General features: G+C 42.5%; 21 protein-coding genes and 1 pseudogene. 3 read left to right on the top strand and 19 right to left on the bottom strand.

From position 1 onward, the window contains the following. Positions 1-2: 2 nt before the first annotated feature. Positions 3-635: a hypothetical protein gene (locus AB4Y93_RS01535; RefSeq protein ID WP_441888273.1), complete on the bottom strand. Its 633-nt coding sequence runs from the start codon at positions 633-635 to the stop codon at positions 3-5. 138 nt (positions 636-773) lie between these two features. Further along, positions 774-1,808, bottom strand: a complete 1,035-nt coding sequence (locus tag AB4Y93_RS01530; RefSeq protein WP_441888271.1) for an aminoglycoside phosphotransferase family protein — start codon at positions 1,806-1,808, stop codon at positions 774-776. A 447-nt stretch (positions 1,809-2,255) separates the two neighbouring features. On the opposite strand from AB4Y93_RS01530, the gene AB4Y93_RS01525 reads away from it, so the two are divergent. Beyond that, positions 2,256-3,659 carry an S-layer homology domain-containing protein gene (locus AB4Y93_RS01525; RefSeq protein ID WP_441888269.1) on the top strand — a complete coding sequence of 468 codons (1,404 nt, stop codon included), beginning with the start codon at positions 2,256-2,258 and terminating at the stop codon, positions 3,657-3,659. 116 nt (positions 3,660-3,775) lie between these two features. On the opposite strand, the gene AB4Y93_RS01520 is transcribed toward AB4Y93_RS01525, so the two are convergent. The 11 genes from AB4Y93_RS01520 to AB4Y93_RS01470 all read right to left on the bottom strand — a co-directional run bounded on the left by AB4Y93_RS01520 (position 3,776) and on the right by AB4Y93_RS01470 (position 14,049). Further along, positions 3,776-4,225, bottom strand: coding sequence for a hypothetical protein (locus AB4Y93_RS01520; protein WP_441888267.1), 450 nt, complete (start codon positions 4,223-4,225; stop codon positions 3,776-3,778). Positions 4,226-5,012: 787 nt separating this feature from the next. Then, the gene (locus tag AB4Y93_RS01515) at positions 5,013-5,564 is read right to left on the bottom strand and encodes a VanZ family protein (RefSeq protein ID WP_441888265.1); all 552 of its coding nucleotides are present in this window, start codon (positions 5,562-5,564) and stop codon (positions 5,013-5,015) included. Between the two features lie 27 nt (positions 5,565-5,591). Beyond that, positions 5,592-6,938, bottom strand: coding sequence for a HAMP domain-containing sensor histidine kinase (locus tag AB4Y93_RS01510; RefSeq protein WP_441888263.1), 1,347 nt, complete (start codon positions 6,936-6,938; stop codon positions 5,592-5,594). Then, on the bottom strand, positions 6,935-7,600 hold the full coding sequence (locus AB4Y93_RS01505) for a response regulator transcription factor (protein WP_441888261.1): 666 nt from the start codon (positions 7,598-7,600) through the stop codon (positions 6,935-6,937). Before AB4Y93_RS01505 ends, AB4Y93_RS01510 begins: the two co-directional genes overlap by 4 nt. Before the next feature lie 232 nt (positions 7,601-7,832). Beyond that, positions 7,833-8,633 carry a hypothetical protein gene (locus AB4Y93_RS01500; RefSeq protein ID WP_441888259.1) on the bottom strand — a complete coding sequence of 267 codons (801 nt, stop codon included), beginning with the start codon at positions 8,631-8,633 and terminating at the stop codon, positions 7,833-7,835. 97 nt (positions 8,634-8,730) lie between these two features. Next, a complete protein-coding gene (locus AB4Y93_RS01495) occupies positions 8,731-9,213 on the bottom strand; it encodes a hypothetical protein (RefSeq protein WP_441888257.1) in 483 nt (160 codons plus the stop codon). Between the two features lie 186 nt (positions 9,214-9,399). Then, positions 9,400-9,957 carry an NADPH-dependent FMN reductase gene (locus tag AB4Y93_RS01490; protein WP_441888255.1) on the bottom strand — a complete coding sequence of 186 codons (558 nt, stop codon included), beginning with the start codon at positions 9,955-9,957 and terminating at the stop codon, positions 9,400-9,402. A gap of 187 nt (positions 9,958-10,144) precedes the next feature. Further along, positions 10,145-11,791, bottom strand: coding sequence for a M56 family metallopeptidase (locus AB4Y93_RS01485; RefSeq protein ID WP_441888253.1), 1,647 nt, complete (start codon positions 11,789-11,791; stop codon positions 10,145-10,147). A 5-nt stretch (positions 11,792-11,796) separates the two neighbouring features. After that, positions 11,797-12,174 (bottom strand): BlaI/MecI/CopY family transcriptional regulator, encoded by a 378-nt coding sequence (locus tag AB4Y93_RS01480; protein WP_441888251.1) that lies wholly within the window; start codon positions 12,172-12,174, stop codon positions 11,797-11,799. Between the two features lie 228 nt (positions 12,175-12,402). After that, entirely contained in the window at positions 12,403-13,485 is a 1,083-nt protein-coding gene (locus AB4Y93_RS01475; RefSeq protein WP_441888249.1) for a polysaccharide deacetylase family protein, read from the bottom strand. A gap of 138 nt (positions 13,486-13,623) precedes the next feature. Continuing rightward, complete coding sequence (locus tag AB4Y93_RS01470; RefSeq protein WP_441888247.1) at positions 13,624-14,049, bottom strand: HIT family protein; 426 nt, start codon at positions 14,047-14,049, stop codon at positions 13,624-13,626. A gap of 187 nt (positions 14,050-14,236) precedes the next feature. On the opposite strand from AB4Y93_RS01470, the gene AB4Y93_RS01465 reads away from it, so the two are divergent. Next, entirely contained in the window at positions 14,237-14,689 is a 453-nt protein-coding gene (locus tag AB4Y93_RS01465; protein WP_441888245.1) for a Dps family protein, read from the top strand. Positions 14,690-14,812: 123 nt separating this feature from the next. Here the strand turns inward: AB4Y93_RS01465 and AB4Y93_RS01460 are convergent, their stop codons facing one another. Together AB4Y93_RS01460 and AB4Y93_RS01455 are read right to left on the bottom strand one after the other, a co-directional pair. Continuing rightward, the gene (locus AB4Y93_RS01460) at positions 14,813-15,313 is read right to left on the bottom strand and encodes an SRPBCC family protein (RefSeq protein ID WP_441888244.1); all 501 of its coding nucleotides are present in this window, start codon (positions 15,311-15,313) and stop codon (positions 14,813-14,815) included. Positions 15,314-15,369: 56 nt separating this feature from the next. Then, positions 15,370-15,870: an AAA family ATPase gene (locus tag AB4Y93_RS01455; protein WP_441888243.1), complete on the bottom strand. Its 501-nt coding sequence runs from the start codon at positions 15,868-15,870 to the stop codon at positions 15,370-15,372. 1,436 nt (positions 15,871-17,306) lie between these two features. Here AB4Y93_RS01455 and AB4Y93_RS01450 point away from each other — a divergent pair. Next, positions 17,307-17,870 (top strand): annotated as a pseudogene (locus AB4Y93_RS01450) (penicillin-binding transpeptidase domain-containing protein); the annotation flags it as partial. Positions 17,871-17,964: 94 nt separating this feature from the next. On the opposite strand, the gene AB4Y93_RS01445 reads toward AB4Y93_RS01450, so the two are convergent. From AB4Y93_RS01445 to AB4Y93_RS01430, 4 genes are all read right to left on the bottom strand, one after another. After that, a complete protein-coding gene (locus AB4Y93_RS01445) occupies positions 17,965-18,870 on the bottom strand; it encodes an NAD(P)/FAD-dependent oxidoreductase (protein WP_441889213.1) in 906 nt (301 codons plus the stop codon). Positions 18,871-18,956: 86 nt separating this feature from the next. Further along, on the bottom strand, positions 18,957-19,358 hold the full coding sequence (locus tag AB4Y93_RS01440) for an Rrf2 family transcriptional regulator (RefSeq protein ID WP_441888242.1): 402 nt from the start codon (positions 19,356-19,358) through the stop codon (positions 18,957-18,959). 224 nt (positions 19,359-19,582) lie between these two features. After that, the gene (locus tag AB4Y93_RS01435; protein WP_441888241.1) at positions 19,583-19,921 is read right to left on the bottom strand and encodes a hypothetical protein; all 339 of its coding nucleotides are present in this window, start codon (positions 19,919-19,921) and stop codon (positions 19,583-19,585) included. 215 nt (positions 19,922-20,136) lie between these two features. After that, the gene (locus tag AB4Y93_RS01430) at positions 20,137-20,925 is read right to left on the bottom strand and encodes an NAD(P)H-dependent oxidoreductase (protein WP_441888240.1); all 789 of its coding nucleotides are present in this window, start codon (positions 20,923-20,925) and stop codon (positions 20,137-20,139) included. Positions 20,926-21,019: the final 94 nt, after the last annotated feature.

The raw sequence follows: 21,019 nt of genomic DNA, 5'->3' as shown, positions 1-21,019 counted from the left end.
TGCTAGCTGAAGTTGCTGTCTTGTTTGAGTTGCTTAATATTTCTTTTCTCAAGTTCTTTTATTATTTGGTCCGTGATTGCATCAATTGGCTCAAGTCCAGATACAATTAGATCACAATCAGCCATTACATTTGAATTAATAACTTGGTATAAATTTCTTACTACCATAAGGTACTGAGACAAATATTCTTTGACGTTATTTAAAGATTCACTTGGAGTGCTTTCTGTTTTATGTATTTCTTCTAAAATTCTACGTGCTAGTGCTACTTCTAATGGAATATCAATACAAACTACAAAATCTATTAATTCAGCCATACCTTCCCGACCTCTGCCGAAAGGTTCCTCAACTATAATGTATTTTTCTGGCTCTACCATTTGATTGTTAGGTAGTTTTATTGATCTTCCGTGAACCAATTCATATAAGTCTCTATTAAAACTAGGATTTAGAACTAATTTAGGGTTAGCATCCTTTTCCAACCATGTAAAAAAATCCTCTGGATATTCATTGGTTGATACATAGTCATCAAAGTGGAATGATATCGCATCAACAAGTTTCTCTTTTAAATGCTTTGTTAGTGTACTTTTGCCTGAACCAGATGGTCCACTTATTGCAATTGTAAACGCAGATTTATTCATTGGCTTTCATTCCTTTCTTTTATGAATTCTTACAGCAATTTAAGCTAACGTCTTTTTTACGAACTTCTTAAAAATCCGTTACACCTATGATATTCGTGAAGTGGTTACACTATCCTGTCTTCGTTCACTAACCCTCGTTTAGGCTTTGTAACCAGATGTAACCATGAAGGGTATAGTCTTCATTTCATAGATTTTTTGGAGAGTATGGACATGCTTCGTTTTCTCGTCATCAGCCTCTGCGTGGAGATACCCCTCCACAAGCCTGTACCCGAATACGAGAAGGATTATCTCGTACACACAATGATCAGCGATTCGGGATACATCCGCATACTCCGAAAAGCCTTTGTAATACGCAGGTATGCATCGCTGATAGTGTTCGACCATGTGATCGATATCCGGTTCATCCGCGATCAGGCTTGCGAGATCCTCGCCCAGATAGCCCCATCCGCTGGTATCCCAATCGATGAGGGCAAAATTCCCGTCTGCATAGATAAGGTTCGTTACCCAGAAGTCCCGGTGACATAGCACGAGGGGCAATTTTTCAATACGGTCGAATATCTCGTCTGCTTGCTCATCGATGTCGATGAGCATTTGCCGCACGTGCAGCGGCAAATCGCATTCCTCCGATCGTATATAATCGTAGACGACCGGCCATGACCGGTAATGCAAATACGTATTCTTCATAAAATCCTCATGGCTCAGGTTCGTCAGACTCTGCAGCACAGCAGGTTGCTCCGCATACAGCTTGCCTTGAAAGCGCCCTAACTCTCCCGCGGCCATTTCATACATGTCACTAGTCAAGTCTAAACCAGTTACACCATCGATGTATTCCAGCCACAGATGGAAACTATTAACTTCGGCATTGAACTCGGCATGATAACATGTAGGCCAACGGAGGGCTTCCGAGAAAGTCGCTCCCAAGCCAGACGAATAGAGATCATATTCCCGACGCCATGAATCCGGATCGCCGTAACGCTCCCATTTCTTCTGGATTTTCAGTACAATACGATACGGTAATATTTCACCTTCTGCGGTTTCGGCGGTGCCCGATACCAGGTACACATTTCCCACGGTTCCGCCCTGTAATGGCATAGTCTGGCAGTCGGCCGCGATGATATCCTTCTTGAACCGTTGGCTTAAGGCATAAATCAGCTCTTCAAGTTTAATATTCATTAATTCCTCCATTTTCTTCTTTGTCGATGAGGTAGTGCATATTATCCTGGACATACTCGTTATCATGTTACACGGCATAGATACCCATCTATAGAAAACAACAGCCGTTCAACCAAACTGCTTAGATGATTATATCAAATGTAATCCCTTATTTTGGGAAGACTTTAGTTATAACTATTCTGCCGTTTCTTCAATAAAAACGGTAACTGTCCATCAAGCCAGCTACTGTCGATCATTTTCTCGATCACATCATTCGACTCAAGGTTCCTGTGCTATATCAATGCCATATTAATCTATTAGAAAGTTGTTTCCGAGACGATTGAATCACTATTAAATTAATAAAATTGTATGTTTAGCATAAAGCTGCTCCATCCGCAAATATAGTGACAAATTCCGTATCTCTTTGTATGATTGTAATGGAATTATTTGGTGAGGATGTGTATCTATATGAAAAAGAATTCTAGTAAATTTGTGTTTGCAGTCTTGCTTTCCGTAATTATGCTTATTCAATTTGCTCAAGTCTCGGCCGCCGATGGAGAAATCAAATATGACTTTGATCGAATTGAAGTCGTATATGCTGCTGAATTTGCTGTATATCCCCGCTATGCTGTTGCCGATCATTGGCTGACAACTATTGCAGGCGGAACGGACAAGCCAGTTCAAATCCTATACGGTATCGTGCATTTGTTCACAGGCGACCAATACATTGAAGAACAGTTTATAAGAATGTCCGGTGAAGGCGGATCGGAGCGCTTCTTAAGCAATTCAATAAGCAATGAGTTTGATGAGCCCAGTATGCTGAAGAAACAAACTTCCATCCAGTTCTGGTCTGGAAAAAAATTGGATGGAAGTACGGTCGTTAAGGATTTTAATGAGCCAATGAAGTCGGTTACTCTTGTCCAATCCTTCGACCCGCAAGGAATGTTGACTGAATATCAACTGAATGCTTCTCCACTCTTATGGATTAATAACCCACCAGCTCCAGACAACTACGTCAGCTCGTATATCTCCGATCCCTCTAGTCTAGTCCATACCGGAGAACTAAACGGTGTGGAAGTTGAACCAATACCGGAGACGCCGAAAACCGAAGAACCGAAGCTTGAAGAAGCAACCACTAATTATTCAAAACAAGTTCAATCGGATCAACTACTAGAAGAAGTATCTATTCTTTCCGCATCCGATTCCACAAATTCAAGCCAACGTACGCAACAAGCGGATACTTTGAATCAGCTTGGCCTTTTTATGGGAACCAACTATGGGTATCAATTAGGGGATCCCATAACTCGGGCGCAAGGAACCGTTATGCTGCTTCGACTTTCCGGCGAGGCGGACGACGCTGCAAGAGCACAAATGAAGTCCAGCTTTACCGATGTAAAAAGCTCGCACTGGGCTGTTCAATCCATTGCATACGCAGCCAGCAAGGGTTATGTCAAAGGCATCGGGAATGGCTCATTTGCTCCAGATCGTTTAATGACGGGCAAAGAATTTTTGACCTTAATCAACCGGTTGCTTGGTTACCCCAACGCAACGACTTCCAATGCGGTAGAATTGTCACATAACAATGGAATGCTGACAGCGGATCCTGCTTCGCGGCTTGCCAATGCAAAGCCTTTCCTTCGTGGTGATATGGTCGAAGTCGTTTACGCAGCTTTGCAGACAAAGCAAGCCGGCATGACCTCAACGCTGCTCCAATCGCTCGTTGAAGATAAAGGTTCGATTAGCTTTGAGTTGGCCATTGCCAGTGGACTGTATATTAAGCCGAGCGTACCTGCTTACTTTATTCCGAGACCGGGCAGCGATCCGATGGACTCGATTGAGCAAGCGATTCGGCAAAAGCTTGATAGCAGGTGATTGATTTGAATTGATTTGATGGAGTATCCCCCTCCCCTTTCACACGAGTTCTCAAAGTTATAAGCTAAAAAGCCTTCCGTCGAAACGGAAGGCTTTTTATGGGTTTCCAATTAAAGCTAGTAGCCAGGATATTCGTAATCGGTATTCTGCAGCTTATTAAGTATGTTCATATTATGAATATGAACCTTCGTCTTGTCTGTCCCCAAATTGTAGATTACTTGATAGAGTTTGAGCAGATCATCGTTAAACTGATCCGTTGCTTTATCGTGACCTGCGGATTTATACGGAATTGGAGCTCTGAATGGGGTCACTTCATCGTCCCGCTGTAGATGTTCAAGCATTCGACCCAGCTTTTCGAGCTCCTCATCTGTCCCGCAGACCTCGAGCCGTATAGAGCTTTCTTGATTAGAAATATCAAGGCTGGCTTTTTCTAACAGATGCGCTGGGTACTTTCTATCTAACATCAGAATAACGTGCTCAATTTGTCCCTCCTCCAGTACAGAAATTGTCCTTTGCTTTATCTCTTCAAGTGTTTGTTTAATGAAATCCAACGATTGTTTATCCATCAAAAAATCCCCCAAATGATTAATTACGTATCCCAAACAAAATAAACACTTGCTCCATGTATTAACAAAAAGGAGCAAATGTTCAACAAGACCAGTTACAGGCCGGCATCAAAAGAATTAAATGACTCTATCATTTCAGTGTGGTGATACGTTGAATGCTGCTTCTTTTCTAAGATATACCCTTTATATTGATGTTTGAATCACTATTTCCGAATTCGTTCCAAATGCCAGTTTCAAAAACGAAGCCTTACCGGCAATAATTCGAAAAATACAATCTCAACTATCATGGTTATACAATACAGTCGATAAAACTACCTAATATGCGACAACGGAAAGTGACATTAATTACCCACCACCTTCTATATAATCGAGAAGCGGCATAAACTATGATTACCTGAAGTGATAACTAAAAGTGTCGGGTATAATAGATTGCTGTCACACTAATATGAGGCACAGGAAAGGTGGAAATGCATGTACGTAAGTCAAACTATGCAACAGGTGAAAGAAGATATCTTAAATGGAGAATGGGTGGGCAAGCTCATCCATAGACGTGACACTACCAGATCGATTAAGGTAACACTTGAACCAATACAGGCCGGAGTTGGGTTTTTAGAGTTCTTTGAGGGGCAAGGCTACGGCTTCTACAAATGGAGTCAAGGTGTGAGTGCATAATCCAAGCCTAATGATTAGACTTGGTTGACAATAATGTTTTGATTAATGGGTACTCGTCCTGCCAAGTTGCTGAACAGGCTGCCGATAATATCGGCAGCCTGTTTATTGAAGATATTTAGAATCTCATTCTTATCATGAATAAAAAATAATATATAATAGGTAATCCAACGATAACAGATAGTACGGTGATTGCAGTATATACTTTCTTTTCATCTCGTAATATAAATAGTAAAGAATTGTATCCTAGAATTCCAATCCATCCACCTAAACAATTTAAAATGACATCATCAATATCTGCTATTCCAATGCCTAAAAGCCCCTGAATAATTTCAACAAATAAACTCACTATAAATATAAACAACAGATTAATGATTACTCTTGTATTACTTTTTAATAATGGCAAATATACACCTAGGGGAATAAGAATAACTATATTTCCCACCACATTACCAAAAGCGAATCTTTTTAAATTAGCAGTGCTGCCAGATAGATATTCACCTATGCTATCAAAAGGAATAAGATTGATGGATCTAACTAACGTCCTGTGACTATTAAATAGCTCCGAAATCGAAACTCTCGATAAGAAAAATATTTTAATTAATAAAAACAGGTAACAGATGAAAACAACATATAAAAAGACTTGTATTACTCGCTCTCGTGTATTCATAAAAGCTCCTTTTTTTCATCCTCGCAATTACGTCTTCGGCAAGTGCATCCAAAATAAAACGCCCTCCGGAGTGTTTTCCAAAGCAAAATCAACGTTCATTGATTCCAACGTTTTTCGGACAATGGCCAGTCCCAAGCCACTTCGTTCGTTATTCCGGCTCCGTGCCTTATCCACGCGGTAGAACGGGTCAAAAAGCTTAGGCAGAACAGTATTGTCAATCCTCACGCCAATGTTTAAGACGCAAAGACGATATTGGTCAGCAATAGGATCGCTCCATATCCGAATCTCCCCGCCGTTCGGCGTGTTCTGCACTGCATTCAATATGACGTTTGAAAGCGCCTTTCCCAACATTTTAGGGTCCGCAAGGCAAGTCTGTCCATCAGGAATATCTGTAACTATACGCTGATCGTTCGCCTCAGACAACGTATGAAAATCAGAGAGCATTTCGGAAATGGTACGCCTGATATCCAGTTTTTCAGGTGCGGGTACGATTTTTCCGTCGTTCAGACTGACAATCTCCAGTATATCGGAAATCATTTTGCTCTGTGCGTCCATCATTTTCAAGCATTCACGCATATATTTGGGATGGTCTTTGTAATCACCTATATTTGCTAACATCCCCTCCAGCAAGACGCTTGTAGCCGCGACAGGCGTTTTTAACTCATGGGAAGCTGCAGAAAAGAAATATCGCTGTGTTTCCTCCAACTCGCGCTCCCGCAGGATTTCGTCCTCTAATTGGGAGATGGTTTTCTTCAGCCTGTCGTACATGGAATGAACGTCGCGGGCTAATATGCCAAGCTCATCTTTACGCTCTGGCAGGGGCTGGACTTCTTCGAGATTCGCCATCTTGGTTGTATTATCCGCCAAAGTTTTGATTGGTTTTGTCATCTGCCGGGCAAAAATATATGAGCCTATGACACAGACGACAAGCATGGCAGACAACATTACAAGCACACGTGCAATCAAGTGACTGTATTTCAATGAAAAAACATCATCGTTAAAAACGTGGAGCAAATAGCCATTGCCGAGATAAACAATGAACGAAGATTTTTCGCCATTGGGGCTCATGCCGATCAAACTGCTGGATGTATCAGCATCAGGTGTCACGTACACGATATTGTCGCCTTCGTCTGTAATATAGAACCGAAACGTTTGGTTTCTATCGTGAAATTGCTTCGCTATCTCAGTCATATCAACATTCCCATGTGAACGCTCAATTAATTGCTCATATGTGCTGCTGATTTTTTGAAGTTCAAGTCCTGAGTAATAGGCCATAATCTGCGACGAAAATAGGGCAGCCGTCGCTCCGACCAACAATGCCGAGAAAATGATGGTGTAAATAAATACTTTGATAAATATGCCACTTTTCTTCATAATGTTTCTTCCACCAATCGGTAACCTATGCCGCGAGCAGTCTGGATGATATTCTCAGGCAGCTTTGAACGTAGATTTTTGATGTGGGTATGTACGGTGCTGCCGTCGCCGTCAAACTGATACCCCCACACCCGAGATAAGATGATTTCATGCGATAACGTTCTGCCCCCGTTCTGAACCAATAGCATAAGGATTTCAAATTCTTTGAGTGTCAAGGGCAGTTCCACGCCACCGTAGAATGCTTTGAAATCCTCCGGAAGTAATGTCAGCTTGCTGTATCGGATTTCTTTTGCTAGCGCGCCGCTCCGCCGGAGCAAGGCTTCCACACGTTTCAACAAAAGCTGGATCTTGAATGGCTTTGTCACATAATCGTCCGCTTCAGCGTCAAACGCCTTGATTTGGTTTTCATCGTCAGAAAGGGCGCTCATCATCAGTACAGGTGTATTATTTAGCTTGCGAAACTCCTGTAAAAGCTCATGGCCGCTCATGCCGGGCAGCATGATATCGAGAATGACAAGCTGATATATATGATTATGAAACTTTTTATGCGCTTCGTTACCTTCTGTACAGGCGTCTACTTTATATCCGGCTTCGCATAAAAAGGTTTTGACGGTATTACATATATGCTCATCATCCTCGACAAGCAGAATTTGTATGACCATAAATCTCCCTCCTGAAAAAAGATAGCATAGTAATCTGTAGTTTATCTGTAGATTTATCGTTTATTTGATACAAGAACTTCTATAAAAAAATAAAAAGCCGCAGTTTATGCGACTTGATTAGTATACATCTTCTTGTCGTCCGACATGAATATTTCTTCGTAAGTTGAACGAACTGCCATCCGTGTAAAGTCAGCATGGAATTGCCCACGACAGAAAAACGGCTTTATCGTGATTAACATTTTGAACCAATTGCCCATACCACTTTACTAAAAACTTCTTCCCAGTCTCGATTTTCATTTTCAATTAAATAGGTTGCAAAAGGCAACAAATCAATCAGTCTTAGTTCAATCTTCTTGCGGTACTCCATAAACCTAATACTTTGTTCGGTGGCGTAGTGATGCTTTGAACGGATGGAGGAAATCCAAATTTGTTGTTCTCGTACACTCGGTTGAGCTAAATAAATCAACACAGGATTCATTGCAGCAATCTGATCCGCAATCCCCTTGATATGCTGCTCGATTTGATAATCATCAACTTGATAATGACGTAGCAAATCATGAATCTGATGCTGAAAGAACACAGCTTCAAGCACATAAACCTCGTCTGAAGTGCTGGCAAGATTAGCGAAACGCGACCACTGCCCCTGGATTAAATACGTAAACTCGGTCAGCGTTGCTACCGGAGAAGGCGTCCAGCATAGCTCGTGAGACTTCAGCTCGGAATATAGTGCTTCCATTCCGTTAAATGGCGCCATGGACTCACGATACGGAATCAGATAGTAGCTTTCGTCATTTATAACCCGCGAACTAATTTCGTCAGCTGCAATCGGATATCGCTCCAGAAGTTCCTTATATTCCACTTCTCGGAAGAAAGCGTGCCCATTCAAGCTCGTCGGATGCCGCACTGCGCCTTCATCGTAAAAATGGGATGATATGTCTTTCTTTGCAAGATAACCGTTCAGTCGTTCTGCCAACGTTGATTTGCCCGTACCGCATAATCCTTCAACCAAAATCAACTTGCAATTCCTGCGCATGTAATCCTCTCCTACTTCCTGAAAATCTTTGAATCCATGCATGGCAATACATCTGTTATCCACTTAGATTCCAAATGGAGTTCAACTTTTAATTCACTTATTTAATTAAGGTGCTGATTTTCATTGATAAACTTTCCCAGTCACCACTATATCCTTTGTTCATTTCCCATCCAGCTGATTTTAGATCATCCCCTAATTCTTTTAGTTCATTTATGTTATTGCTATCTAGTTTTATATTTGAAGATCCTGTATATGTAGGATAGTTTAAAAAATAGCTACTCAGTTTCCACAGATCACTTTCTTGAGTTTTTGTAATTAGCCCTGTATCTTTACCTGTAACCAGCAAGTAATTAATGCTTTCTTTAACATCTTCAATCTTTTCAATTATATTGTCAGCTTCTTTCCAATTATTTTCATTTTGATATTCAATAGCACTTTCCAATTGAACTAAATCGCTCTGAAGTCCAATGGATAAATTGGAATAAACATCTGTCAGATGGTTTACCTTCAAATATACATACGTAGTCAGGGCGAGGTTTAATAAAATAGAAATTATGATTATTAGGTTCTTTGAATTCATTTTGGTCCCTTCTTATAGCTTTCTTATTGAATGATAATCTCTTCTGCAACTGTTTGTGGTGGATGCGATTGCACCGCCTTCCATAATTTAGATGCAAGTTATTCGAATTTGTTGCGCTAAAACGTAACAAAGCCGCCGATCATGCCGGCAGCTTCATGTTAAGAGAGTTTTGTTAGTCTCATATGATTATTTCTCCAAAATGGCCTGCGACAGCGCGTTAACCAAGGTGAGTAGTGCTGTCAAGGTCTTCTGGTCTGTCACACTACCGTTTGGCCCGATCATCCTACTAACGAAAGGGACGGCAAGTGATGTTTCTTCTGGGATAGTTGCACTCATCATCTTTAAGGTCATTGTCAGCGATTGCAGTGCTGATGCACCACCATCAGGATGCGGCGATGCGCTTATAACCGCCGTCGGCATGCTCATGAATTCTCCTGAAGAAACGACCCAGTCCAGCGCGTTCTTCAGCGAACCTGGCACACCTCGCGCATATTCTGGCGTACAAATCACAATTGCATCTGCTGCTCGCAACTGCTCCCGCCATTCGCGCACCGCCTCATGCGATTCTGCTTCATCACCATCTAATTCAGGATTGAAATGTGGTAAAGTCGCAAGCCCTTGATATATACGAAACTCTGTACCGGCCGGCATCATTCCCTTGATGGACGAGAGCAACAAAGTATTGGACGACTTCTTACGCAAACTTCCAGATATGCCTAGCACGATATGAGCTTGATGCTCCATTAGGTTCACCATCCTTTTCATTTGATATTAGTAGTGTAGACCATGACATTAATGTCATAGTCAATGGGGCTATGTTTTAAAAAGCCTTTTAGATGATACGCTATCCTCCCATTAACGAACAATAGCTTCCGATCGTGCCCAGCAACTTCGTACACGGTTTCTCTATTCAACTATAGCCATCTTTCATTCAATGGCCTGTATTAATTACCCTATCCATAGTCTCTCTAATATACTTTTCTAAAATGGAAGTAGATAAGTTATCTAAACCACCTTTTTTACGAAGTATTGGTTCAGCATCTTTTAGAGCAGAAACAGGTAGATCTCCTTTATTAACTGAAATAATTATATTGATCATTCGCTCATAGTCTGTTTCTGAAATCTTTGTGTTCTCCGTCCATTCTCCTTCATTAATGGTTTCAAAATCATCTACTACAAGTTTACCATTTTCCCTGGAAAATTTTAGAGATTCAACTGTTTTATAATAGTTCGGTTCACTTGTTAGAGTTAAATATGTAATAATCACATTCATACCATCGATCTCACTCTCGAAATCAACAACCCAAGGACTAGAAACCCCTATATTATAATTCCAGTTTTCACCGCTTCTAATGATTTGTTCTTGTATGAATTTATCTTTTGCTTTTGAAGACATCATCTCATAACGAGGTTTACCTTCCCGCGTTTTTAGTGCATTGGCCCATACCTCAGAAAGGTTTTCTATTGCTGTAACATCAAGTGATTGATTGTTGTCCTCGATCGCCTGATTACCCTTATCTTGTGTGTTGGCATTCGTTAACGCGGTACCACCCAATAACAAGATGACTGTAAGACCAATCAAAGACCACTTATAGGAGTGTTTTTTGAATGAAGTGATCATAACTAGTCTCCTCTTAAGTTCTTTCTTATTTCCTGAAATACTGGCTGCCCCTGCTAAACGAACCGGATTTGCGAAAAGCTCTAACAATTTTATTATCGTTAAGGCATACTCGTTGGACTCCTCAGGCTTAATTCTCGATAAGGCCCAGGCATCACAAGCCATCTCCTGATCAGCTCGCATCTTGTGGTATGCATACCATAACAAAGGATTAAACCAATGTACGCTAAGCAAAATGTTCATTAGCCAGTTCATGGCAATATCTCTACGACGGACGTGCGATAATTCATGTAAGAACACGTAGCGAAGCTGCACTTCATTCAAATAACATAGAGCGAAGTCAGGTATCAACAGTTTCGGTTTCAGTAGACCAAACAAGGTTGGGCTAGATACTTGATTCGTCTTAATTAACGCTATTTTTCGGTGCACTTTCATTTCATCTTTACATCGTTCAAACAATGAATTAATCCCCTGATCAATGACAGTAACCTCTTTTTTAATTAGCGCAGTGAACCGTACGTTCGCTCTAATCATAAAACTTAGGAACATAAACATGCCAACCAGCCAGATTGACGTTATTTGCAAGAGTGACATCGGCTTTTTCACAGTCGAGTCACTTCCGATTGTCGATACTGAATTTGGCGATGAATCTAGTACCTGTGTCCTTGATGATATATCAAAGCTTTGTTCAATAGCAGGGGAGGCAGGAGTTTCTTTCTCTGTTACTAGGTGGCTATTTTCCGAAAGCGGCTGGAAGATATTAAAAACACTAAACGAGCTTTCAGGCGCCCACGGTAGCAATAACCTCAGGACCAAAAGAATCCACAGTAAATAGGCCCACCTAGGCTTTAATTTATTTTTCAGTAACCATTTGGCAGCTAAAATAAAAAAGACCAATACACTAGCCATCAACGACGTGGATAAGATCCAGGTTAATACGTCAATAAGAACAGAAGTCATCTGGCTTATTCCTTTCTTTCCTCCAGAATACTTTTCAGTTCTTCTATGTCTTCTTTAGACAATTTTTCATACTTCAGAAAATTAACCAACATCGGTTTTAAGGCTCCACCACCGTATAACCGTTTCAGAAAAGATTGCGTTTCCGCTCGAGTGGTTTCTTCTTCTGCAACTAGAGGCGAGTACACATATGGCCTACTGTTTGAATCAAAGGTTATCACTTCTTTTTGAACCAACCTGGTGAGTAAGGTTCTGATGGTCTTTGGACTCCAGTCGGTTATATCTGCTAAGGAGTCAATCACTTCACCTGCTGTCATCGGCGATTTTGACCATAACACCTTCATGACTTCCCATTCCGCATCGGAAATGCGTGGAATTTCCTTCATTATTCTACCTCCACTTAGACTACTTTTGTAGTCAATACTACATTTGTAATCAAAGATAGTCAAGATGACCATATTTGATTTGTACTTTGATAAAAAAAAGCCGCAATATATGCAGCTTCCACGTTCTTCTATAGTTGAGTAACTAACCGCTTACGCGTCTCTCTGTTGAACCTGAGTCCTATCATTGTGGTGTCTGCTATACTGGTTACAAACCTTCTACTAGCTCTATCATTCTTGTAAAACAATCTCCGCTTCAAAGCCCAACTGTTCAGACAGCTTGTGAATACGGCGCATGTCCTGTGTACTGGTAACCCACTCGCATCCCAAGGTGGATGCCTCATGAGCCGCCCATTGCAGGATATATATTAGGGCATCCGCATGGGATTCCTTCGTAGCGAAATCTTCCAGCACCAGCACGCCGCCGCAGACTGAAGCACGCACGTATGCCCAGTGCTGGTCGGCAAAGCTGCGGGCAACAAAATACGTTTCACCATCCAACTGCACCTGCATAGAAAGTTCTTGCAGCCATTTCTTATAAGCACCGGACCCTTTCGGGGCTTTTGGGTTCCCCCATTCAAGTGAATCGGCGGCCAGCTTCCGCAATTCTTCTTCCCCAGTAACGTTTTTCCACTGTTCACTATGGAATGATTCTTGGAGAATCGGTTTGTAGCGGACTTGCCAGCTTCGTTCACCAGTTGAGATGCCATCAGCATGAAGAAGTTCGGAAACAGGAACCATAGCAAGACCTTTAGCATGAGTATGGTAGACTAGCGATTTAACGGCCTGCGGCGTCTCTTTGGCGATTTCATTAGCGTGAAACATAAGAATCGACCCGTTGAGCAGCTTAGGGATCACCCGCTCCACAAGCTGTGCACTTGGCGGTCCCGACCAATCTACGGTATCCTCCCCCTCAATGACGAGATAGTTCCACTCCCGAAGCCATTCCAAATTCTCCTCCCGATAAGAGGCGTAAGGAAAACGCATGAAGGTTGGAACCGGCCTTCCCGTTGCTTCTTGATATGCGAGCTCAGCCAGCTTCAATTCTTCGAAGAATACAGCTTTAGTCACATCTGCCATTCTGCGATGATGATAAGTATGTGTCGTGAGTTCATGGCCTCTGGCTAGCATTTCTCTCGCTTTCGCCGGGTACCGATCGAACCACTCGCCTGTTAAAAAAAACGTCCCGCGCGCTCCACCCTGCTCCAAGGCATCCAGCCACGCATCAATAGGAATCCGCATCGGACCGTCATCGAACGTGAATGCACAGAGAGGTACCTCTGGATTACCACGAGTTATTACGGATTTTGTCATCAAAAATCCCCCTTTTGTGGTATCCTCCCACCATGATACCGTTGACCTTATTGTAAAATCTCGGTAATGTTTTGTAAAATTGAATAAAATGAACAGATGATTCGAATAACTTAAACAAAGTTGATGATAGGCAACCAGCTATCTAGAATGATTAAGAATAACTTGCAGTTTATGAACTAATTGAAGAGCGTCTTTCTCATTACATGATAATTCTTGTCTTAAGTATTCTATCCCTCTTGTCATACTATCGCGTCCACGAGGAATAAAATGCACATGAAAATGAGGGGCACCATCAATAGTTATGAGTTGGTATACCCGTTCTGCTTCTGTGACTTGTTTGAGTACTACATACAGTAATTTTATTACAACTCCGTAAGATGCAGCCTCTTCTTTTGTCATCTCTGCAAAATCCAAATAATGACGTTTAGATTCCAATACAATACGCCCAAGAACGGATTGGTCTGCGGGAAAGTGACAAACTTTCCAATACTCATCTTCATAAAAATATCCACCAGGCGGTTGATTTGAAATGCCAAGATGCTTTTCACAAATAAAACATGACATTTGAATGTCCCCTTTGAAATGAAGTTTTTTTCTATACCCTTCTCACAATAAAAAGTTAATTCCTGCCTCGACTAGGTAATTCAAAACTTGTCACTATTTTAGAGCACAGCTGTTTCACTTAACGTCTTTAGGTTTAAATAAAATAATATTAATAATTCAATTTATCTTGGAAGGGATGGAATAAACAATGACTACAAAAACCACACAAACCGTTCAACAACTCTTGAACCGCCAGATCGCCAACTGGAGCGTCCTCTATATTAAGCTTCACAACTATCACTGGTATGTCAAAGGTTCGCAATTCTTTACGCTGCACGTAAAATTCCAAGAATTCTACGAGGAAGCCGCGTTACACGTCGATGAAATCGCGGAACGTTTGCTTGCTGTGAAGGGCCAGCCAATTGCCAAAATGACAGACTTTCTAAAAGAGTCCACGATCAAGGAAGCTAGCGGCAAGGAAACAGATGAACAGATGGTTGACCAACTAATAAAAGACTTCACGTCTATTATCGATGAATTGAAGGAAAGCATGGAAATCGCGCAAGAAGCCGGCGATGAAACAACAGCGGACATGTTACTTGCCATCCATACAAAGCTTGAGAAACACGTTTGGATGTTGAGCGCGTTTAACGGTAAATAAGGGTATTCCATAGATCGTAGAATAACGCAGAACGTTGCTCGAGAATAACTCGGGCACGTTCTCTTTTTTTGCATATAGGTGGTTATACACTTCTGAACCTACTATTTCTTACATAATACTCCATCAAACTACTCTTTCAGCTAGTTCTTTTAATTGTTTATTACGGTAATTTAAAAATCTCTTCATATATCCTTTTAAAATAACTCTCTCAACAATCCATCCAACTAAGCCTAATGGAGCCTCAAATTGTAAGGTATCTCTCATCAACGTTCGATTTCCTAAATCAATAAATTCATGCTCATGTCTCATACTCTTAAAAGCACCGCTTATCATCTCATCAACAAACTTGTGTGGTCTATTATAGTCAATGATTCTTGAAGTTAATTTTTGTCTTATTAAAAAATGCCTTGCTTGAAAAGTGACAAATTCCCCTTCACCAATCAATCCAGAAGTTCTTCCAGCTACTGCATTTTCCTGAGTATGTCTCCAAACCGTTTTCGTATGCAATTCAATATTTCTTGCCATATCAAAACAAACTTCAATGGATGCTTTAATTTCAATCTCTGTTGAAACAGTAACCAAGGGAACACACCTCAAATTTATTAAAATAAAAACAGCAGCCATTCTGGCTGCCTCGTCATGTTTAGTACTTTCCTAATCCATCATTTAAATATTATCGCTTAATTTTCAAGACCTAGCCGTTTGCGTAACGCTATCAAGCTTTCCTCCACAGTATGATTCGCCGTGTCTATTATGATATGATCACGGTCCCAAGCTTCATAATGCCTGTTTGTAACCTGATCCCACGTGGGGAGCATTAAACCAGATATATCCGTTTTACGCGTAAGAATTCGATGTCTGTGTTCACTTTCGTCTGAGCAGACCACTTCGATCTCGACAAATGGAATTTCGAGAGACTCCGCTACATTTCTCCAATCCTGACGAGTGATGTGAATAGGATTAACCGTGTCTGCTATCACATCATGTCCTAATCGGAGGCTTTGCTTCGCAATTTCATAACACACGATGTAACCCTCAGGTCCATTGACACTTAGTCCGGTAGCTCGCATAGCCTGCTCCACGACATCAACCCGAAGATACGTTGCCCGAAGTTCCCTAGCCAAAGCTGACGATAACGTAGACTTTCCGGTGCCTGGCAGACCGCCAAAGATATACAGCATGATTCTTTCCTCCTTCATATTACATGTTTCACTATCTCCATTAGCAATCTATTCGACGGGCGACATGTAGAACAGCACCCCAGTGTCGACGAACCGACTTATCTCCGCGACTATTAAGTCGAACACGAATTTCGTTAAAGAGTTTATCGCGTTTCATTCTTCCATCAGTATGTGTCCGGAGAAAGTTCTTAGGAGTTGTATGTATTCTTCAACTTGGTAAATACGCTCCCAATCGAAATGCCGGAGATGAACAACCTCAAAAAGCCCGCTCTTCTCAATTTCATCTCTTTGCTCCAGCGAGTTCAGTCCTATGCTCTATACAGGTGATTTCAAATCCACGCTTGGCTAATGGGAGAATAGCTTTCCCTGTAGCACACCTCACTTCTGGCAAACGATCACCTGCATGTAAATTCGTATGATAGATTAAATCATTCATTAATTCTTCTGAGTAATCCGGACGAGCTTGTTAATATCTTCGCGGCTTGTTCAAATGACTGACGCAATTTATTATTCTCGTATTCCCTCATAGTCCTCCTTATTTTTATCCTTTTATTGAAACTTAAGATACAAACTGATTCTGCATAGTCATTACGTTATCCTGCCCGTCGCTTAACAAAAAAGGAAAGGCATATGCCCTTCTTCCCCTCCTCTTCGTTACTTGGTTTTTGTGAGAGTGAAGCCGCCACTGTTAGACAAATCACGGAGCCTGCCAAGAATCTCACGAACCAATGTCCAGTTGAAAATAAGCTTTCGCAGACTGCATCAGACTCTTCAATCGGAAGCACAGCCTGGCTCTATGAGTCCTTCTTCCACCTGTGAGACGCTTAGTCGTAAGACATTCTCTTCCCGGAATTGCGGTAGGTACATGCGCTGGGCTGGATCAACTCGCACACCGCGTTCCAGTAGATGTTCAGCTACTGCCTGCGCCTTGAGTGTGGCTGGCAGCCCGATAGTGGTATAGAAGCCAGAGTTCGATTAAGTGTACATGGTTCCAGGCGGCAAATATTAGCGGTATGCTTCCTGCAGCAGCACTGCTTTGCGGCGGGTACATCTCTCGCATCCGGCCGATGTGAGCGGTGCACATGCCACTCTCGAGGTACCTCTAGAGCCCCCTGTGTCAACAATGGCGAATGTACGTCGGCCGCTGCTTTCGCCTACAGGAATCCTTCCCGTAGCCCGTCCGGTAATACAACCAGCCCAAGGCGCTAGCCTGGAAGCATAACTTTGGAAAAGATTTTTTACTTAGATGATCACTCCGGACGGATCGTACGCGAACATGGGGTCGTTCCTTGGATTGAAGTCCAAGTCAGCCCATGTAATCATCCTCGATAATGTACACGTCATACCGCTGCGCCAATTCCACCATGCGCTTACGTGCTTCTTTCGTGTGGCTGTACCCAGTTGGGTTGTGGAAACGTGAGACGGTGTAGAAAAACAAGGTACCAAACGCGCTAATAGGTCTCGAGGTTGGAGCAGTGCAGGACGAATATGATGTCAAGCGGTGGGACGGCATCGTTCGACCGCTCGAGGTGTGGAACCGAGACCATACGTTGGGCTCGGCAATGCGTGCATCCGCAATCTGGTTTTACCAAGCGATGGTTAGAGACATTGGGACCGAGAGGATGAAGAGCTACGTGGAGCGTATTCATTACGGTAATATGGATATTAGCAGGGGCATCGATACCTTTTGGTCGAACAGCTCGTTAAAGATTTCTGCTTAAGAGCAAACCGATTTCATGGAGAACCTAGTGGAGGAGACGTTGCCTTTCCAAGAACAAACGAAGAAGACCGTCAAGCGCATCATGATCGACGACGACCAGGACAAATATACGGTTCATGGTAAAACAGGTACGCGTTTGTCCGACATGGGGCTCGGCTGGTATATGGGCTATGTGGATCGCGGGACGACCGACTGGGTGTTCGCCACAAACGTGGATAGCAGCGGAACGACTGCCAAGACGCTCACACTGAAGGCCTTAAAGCGTCTCGGCATTTTGTGAACACCTTGGGCAACGTTGCTCGTGTTTTGCGCAGTTATATGCAGCTTTATTACAGAAAAAAGAAGTGTGCATTCCTCTTGCACACTTCTCCATTTTATTGCTTCAGCCAATTTTCCTCAGTCAAATCTGCCATTACCGCCATTGCCGCTTTGCTGCCGGAAGCCGCGGCGTAAATTAATTGGGAAGGCATCACATAAGCCGAATCACCTGCTGCATATACACCTTCCACGGTGGTCTTGCCCATCGCATCCGTCTCAATTCCACCAGTACTAGTCGTTTGATAACCCAATGATTCCTGGAAGGCAGCTTTAGGAATTTGAATGGGATCAATGAACCCACCACTTCTTTCAATAAACGTGCCATCTGAGAAGTGTACCTTTTCCAGTAACCCATTTTTCCCAGATAAAGTTGAAATAGGTATATCGATAACAGGTATACCTCTGGACTTCAATAGCTGCCGTTGTTCATCAGTAACAACGGCACTGCCATTCGTACATACAACTAAATCGTTACTCCAATGAAGCAGCAATTTTACTTTATGCATCACACTCGGCATATCCGAGATCACCACCAGCGGTTGATCGCGAAGCTCCCAACCATCACAGAATGGGCATTGAAAAATGCTTTTTCCATAAAAATCACGAATCCCGTCAATCTCTGGCAAGATTTCCTTCAACCCTGCGGACAAAATTACCTTGCCGGCTTGCATTTGCTCACCACCGGAGGTGGATACCGTGAAGACATTGTCCGATCGCTGAATATCGGTCACTTCCTTTTGCCAATGCTGAACGGTTGGATAACTTAGCACCTCCTCCAAAGCAATTCGCCGAAACTCGGCTGGTTCAACCCCATCCCGTGTTATGAACCCGTGAGATGCGTGTGTGACCATGTTCCGTGGCTGATTGTTATCGAACAATACCACGTTCTTCCTGGCTCTGCCAAGTACTAATGCCGCGTTTAATCCCGCCGGTCCGCCTCCGATAATAGCCACATCATAGATCTTAATGATAATCCCTCCATTCGTTTGATTAGAGACTTTATAGATAATTGATATCTATAATTATTGAATAAAAATTGCCCTTGTAATTACAAGGACAAGCCCGCTTGCTTGGCAAGATCTGCTAACTTCGCATTCTTCAAATGCCGCTCCATGTCTTCTTCAGCCGCCACCATTACGTGATTTATAAGGCAATGGGGATTTTCGCTTTCGCAGCATTCAAACAATGAAGTAGTTCCTTCAATCGCATGAATGACGTCTAGAAAAGAAATATCTTCTTTTCTCCCCTTCACTCGATACCCACCGTTTGCGCCTGATGCAGATTCAATCAGCCCTGCCTTCACCAGCTTAGTCAGGATCTTCGAAAGGTAAGTCGGAGATACGCCTTGTTTTTCAGCGAGCTGCTGAACGCCTACAGCTCTATCCGCTGCTACAGCAATCAAATAAAGCATCGTGTGGAGGGCATAGTTTGTGGCTTTAGAATATTTCATTCTGTTCCCCTCCCAATCAAGGACTTCATGTGTCTATGATAACCACAATGGAGATGGTAAGTCAAGATGCTTGTTGTAACCCCTATAAATTAATAAATTAGATCTTCTCTAAATTCCAATCCATGTACGCTACAATAATACTCTTTCAGGCAACTGAAATTTCTCTGCTAGTTGGATGACTGATTCTTCAATAAGGCTCATTATGTACTTCCCCTTCCTCATGTCTAAACCTTACTTAATACAACTCCTAAGGCAATCACACTAATAATCATAGCTATTATACTTACCGTTAAAGCAGTTACCAGAATTTTTGATGTGGATTTCATTCTGTGCCTCCAGTCCATCCCTATTTTTACATATATACGAGATCCTGAACATGATTGTTTCGACATCAAAAGAATAGCAGCCGGATAATAGGTACAGACCAAGGTTGCAATCCAAGCGTCACGCCCCAAGTCGGAAGCTAAATTCATGAGGATCGCCGTTCCTTCTAGAAAACTAGAAAACAAGAAGATAACTACAAACAATTGAAAGCTGGAGTAGCTATCCTTTCTATTGATCATGAAGTTTGCCACCTCACGCGAGTTTTTCTCTCTTGCCAGTCTTTCCAGACTGAGTAGCCTAATGCAAAAATCATAAGTAAATACCATTGTTGATTCTACTTAAGGAAAAAAGAGCCGCTCTAGCACGGCTCAAGGTTGCTTTTGAATTATATTTCTCTTTTCCGAAATAGTGCGGTCAATAGACAGATCTCCCAATCCGAGATTGCAGATCCAAGTTATAGTGGCGCCGTGCCTTCGGCAATGTGAGCCATTAAGCCGGTCCGTCCGACTGCGATATCGCTTGCAAGCTCATGGCTGTCCGGATAATCCCCGTCATTCTGATGTCGGAAAGGAATAGGCTCCTCCTCAAATAGGTGCTCGAGACGCAAACGCCAGGCTGCCATCGCTAAGTCTATATTGGCTGCTGTCATGCGATCGGTTCCATAGACAGCATGGGTAGGCAACACATCCATTCCAGGGTAGAAGAGGATGCCGTGAGTAATGGGAAACAGCAATTGCTTCAGCGGTCCATTGATTCCTCGCGGAGAATAATCCTTCTCCGGCCCTCCGGCAGCCACGGACAGCATAGCCCGCTTCCCCTTTAAAATACCATCTCCGTAGCGATAGCGATTCCCCTCGCCCTTATAGCCATATGCGAAACCAAATGCAAACACCCGTTCTACCCATCCCTTGAGAATAGCTGGCATGCTGTACCACCATAACGGAAACTGCAAGATCACCGCGTCGGCAGCAAGAAGCTTCTGTTGCTCCAATACGATGTCTGCCGTTTGACGGCCAGTCGAATAGGCGTGCCCTGACTCTTTAATAAAGGATAGTCGTTCTGGATTGGTTCGATCCGGGAAGTCGTGCCTATCAAACACGGCCTTCCAGTTCATTCCATACAGATCAGATAACATGACTTCGTGCCCTTGCTCCTGAAGTGTTTGCACAGCTGTCTCAACGAACTGGCTAGTTAACGAAGTGGGCTCGGGGTGCGCATAAACGATCAATACCTTCTTTGACATGACGCCACTCTCCCTTTGTATTAACTTACGACGTTTTTATAAGTGCCGTATGAGTGTTATATTAAGATGTATATTGCATTTAGAAAAGTACGCA

Source organism: Paenibacillus sp. YAF4_2 (genome assembly GCF_052113225.1).
GTDB lineage: Bacteria > Bacillota > Bacilli > Paenibacillales > Paenibacillaceae > Pristimantibacillus.
Note: the sequence above shows the minus strand (reverse complement) of the source record. Positions and strands in the feature narration are given on the sequence as shown.

What these genes read in the sequence shown, in the direction of transcription:
- AB4Y93_RS01485 (WP_441888253.1), bottom strand. Translation starts at nt 11,791, where the DNA reads ATGACTTCTGTTCTTATTGACGTATTAACCTGGATCTTATCCACGTCG.
- AB4Y93_RS01435 (WP_441888241.1), bottom strand. Translation starts at nt 19,921, where the DNA reads ATGATCAATAGAAAGGATAGCTACTCCAGCTTTCAATTGTTTGTAGTT.
- AB4Y93_RS01460 (WP_441888244.1), bottom strand. Translation starts at nt 15,313, where the DNA reads ATGGCTGCTGTTTTTATTTTAATAAATTTGAGGTGTGTTCCCTTGGTT.
- AB4Y93_RS01455 (WP_441888243.1), bottom strand. Translation starts at nt 15,870, where the DNA reads ATGCTGTATATCTTTGGCGGTCTGCCAGGCACCGGAAAGTCTACGTTA.
- AB4Y93_RS01505 (WP_441888261.1), bottom strand. Translation starts at nt 7,600, where the DNA reads ATGGTCATACAAATTCTGCTTGTCGAGGATGATGAGCATATATGTAAT.
- AB4Y93_RS01470 (WP_441888247.1), bottom strand. Translation starts at nt 14,049, where the DNA reads ATGTCATGTTTTATTTGTGAAAAGCATCTTGGCATTTCAAATCAACCG.
- AB4Y93_RS01490 (WP_441888255.1), bottom strand. Translation starts at nt 9,957, where the DNA reads ATGGAGCATCAAGCTCATATCGTGCTAGGCATATCTGGAAGTTTGCGT.
- AB4Y93_RS01520 (WP_441888267.1), bottom strand. Translation starts at nt 4,225, where the DNA reads ATGGATAAACAATCGTTGGATTTCATTAAACAAACACTTGAAGAGATA.
- AB4Y93_RS01475 (WP_441888249.1), bottom strand. Translation starts at nt 13,485, where the DNA reads ATGACAAAATCCGTAATAACTCGTGGTAATCCAGAGGTACCTCTCTGT.
- AB4Y93_RS01530 (WP_441888271.1), bottom strand. Translation starts at nt 1,808, where the DNA reads ATGAATATTAAACTTGAAGAGCTGATTTATGCCTTAAGCCAACGGTTC.
- AB4Y93_RS01495 (WP_441888257.1), bottom strand. Translation starts at nt 9,213, where the DNA reads ATGAATTCAAAGAACCTAATAATCATAATTTCTATTTTATTAAACCTC.
- AB4Y93_RS01440 (WP_441888242.1), bottom strand. Translation starts at nt 19,358, where the DNA reads ATGAAATATTCTAAAGCCACAAACTATGCCCTCCACACGATGCTTTAT.
- AB4Y93_RS01480 (WP_441888251.1), bottom strand. Translation starts at nt 12,174, where the DNA reads ATGAAGGAAATTCCACGCATTTCCGATGCGGAATGGGAAGTCATGAAG.
- AB4Y93_RS01465 (WP_441888245.1), top strand. Translation starts at nt 14,237, where the DNA reads ATGACTACAAAAACCACACAAACCGTTCAACAACTCTTGAACCGCCAG.
- AB4Y93_RS01515 (WP_441888265.1), bottom strand. Translation starts at nt 5,564, where the DNA reads ATGAATACACGAGAGCGAGTAATACAAGTCTTTTTATATGTTGTTTTC.
- AB4Y93_RS01430 (WP_441888240.1), bottom strand. Translation starts at nt 20,925, where the DNA reads ATGTCAAAGAAGGTATTGATCGTTTATGCGCACCCCGAGCCCACTTCG.
- AB4Y93_RS01500 (WP_441888259.1), bottom strand. Translation starts at nt 8,633, where the DNA reads ATGCGCAGGAATTGCAAGTTGATTTTGGTTGAAGGATTATGCGGTACG.
- AB4Y93_RS01525 (WP_441888269.1), top strand. Translation starts at nt 2,256, where the DNA reads ATGAAAAAGAATTCTAGTAAATTTGTGTTTGCAGTCTTGCTTTCCGTA.
- AB4Y93_RS01535 (WP_441888273.1), bottom strand. Translation starts at nt 635, where the DNA reads ATGAATAAATCTGCGTTTACAATTGCAATAAGTGGACCATCTGGTTCA.
- AB4Y93_RS01510 (WP_441888263.1), bottom strand. Translation starts at nt 6,938, where the DNA reads ATGAAGAAAAGTGGCATATTTATCAAAGTATTTATTTACACCATCATT.